Origin of the sequence: Liquorilactobacillus mali (assembly GCF_001437155.1) — a bacterium.
Lineage (GTDB): Bacteria > Bacillota > Bacilli > Lactobacillales > Lactobacillaceae > Liquorilactobacillus > Liquorilactobacillus mali_A.
This window is the reverse complement of sequence record NZ_JQAR01000063.1, coordinates 1-1,043: the sequence shown is the minus strand read 5'-3', so window position 1 is coordinate 1,043 and position 1,043 is coordinate 1. Positions and strand designations below refer to the sequence as shown.

Here is a 1,043-nt window from a genome sequence, read left to right as displayed (position 1 = left end):
AGATACATATTATATGTACGAAGGCATTTCATTTACACAAGATTCTTGACGCTACCAACATTAATCATCAATAGGTAAATTACTAGTTATCCTGTATAATAGTTCAAGTAGAGAAGTTAAGGCGGTGGCTATTTCCTTAAAGGGGGTGGTGCTTATGGTGTAAAAACTATAAACTCACATTCTAGGAAAGGAGTAGCCCAAGTGTCCGTTTCGGACGCTTTACAATTAATGCTGGCTTTCGGTACTTTTATCGTGGCCTTAATCGCATTAGTTGTTGAGTTGATTAAAAATCAGCAAAAAAAATAACCGCCTTAGCTCTGGCAAGCTAGCGGTTATTTAATCGTATTAAGTTATGCCACCATCTTAAACGGTTCTACATGGGAAGTCTTGTTCAAGCAAGGCTTCTTTTTCTGCTTCTATTATATCATGTCTGTAAAAAATTGGGTAGTAAGGTATTTTTCAGCTTATTTTTTATAACAAATCTATTTCGTGTCTTATAAAGGCTATGAATTTTTTATTTATTTTTGTATTTTTTTAAAATGGGTTCAACTAATTCTTTTTCAGCTTTTTTTCGAGCTTGGATTGCACTTTCCTTATCTTTAAAATATCCTAGCTCGTAGCGTATATGTTTTACTGTGATATAGCTACGCCACCTCTTATCACGTTTACTATAAGAAACCCCTGTTACACCACTAGAATTATTTGCCTTTAATTTGTCGCTTGTTGCTAGTTCCAATATAGATAGTTTAGTATTTTTTTCACGACCGTCATTTTTTCTAAAAGTTTTTTTTATCTTCTCTTGTATCTTTTCATCTTTGTAAATATTTTTCCATTTTTCTCGTGCCTTCTTTAATTGACAACCACAACTCTTGGTAGTTCCTTGAATAAGTTTTGTGCTTGCCACGTCGGTATAATTACCACAATCACATTTACAAAACCATGTAGTACCCGATCCCTTCTTAACACCAACGGATTGTCTTAAAACTGGGTTCTATAATATTTGGTACTGATAGAAAAATCTTCTCTCAGTACCAATTTTGTTT

2 protein-coding genes are annotated in these 1,043 nt (G+C 33.6%); one reads left to right on the top strand and one right to left on the bottom strand.

Going from position 1 to position 1,043, the window contains the following annotated elements:
- Nucleotides 1-201 precede the first annotated feature (201 nt).
- The gene (locus IV36_RS11715; protein WP_046870757.1) at nt 202-306 is read left to right on the top strand and encodes a putative holin-like toxin; all 105 of its coding nucleotides are present in this window, start codon (nt 202-204) and stop codon (nt 304-306) included.
- A 208-nt stretch (nt 307-514) separates the two neighbouring features.
- On the opposite strand, the gene IV36_RS11710 is transcribed toward IV36_RS11715, so the two are convergent.
- Complete coding sequence (locus tag IV36_RS11710; protein ID WP_003691192.1) at nt 515-904, bottom strand: AP2 domain-containing protein; 390 nt, start codon at nt 902-904, stop codon at nt 515-517.
- Nucleotides 905-1,043: the final 139 nt, after the last annotated feature.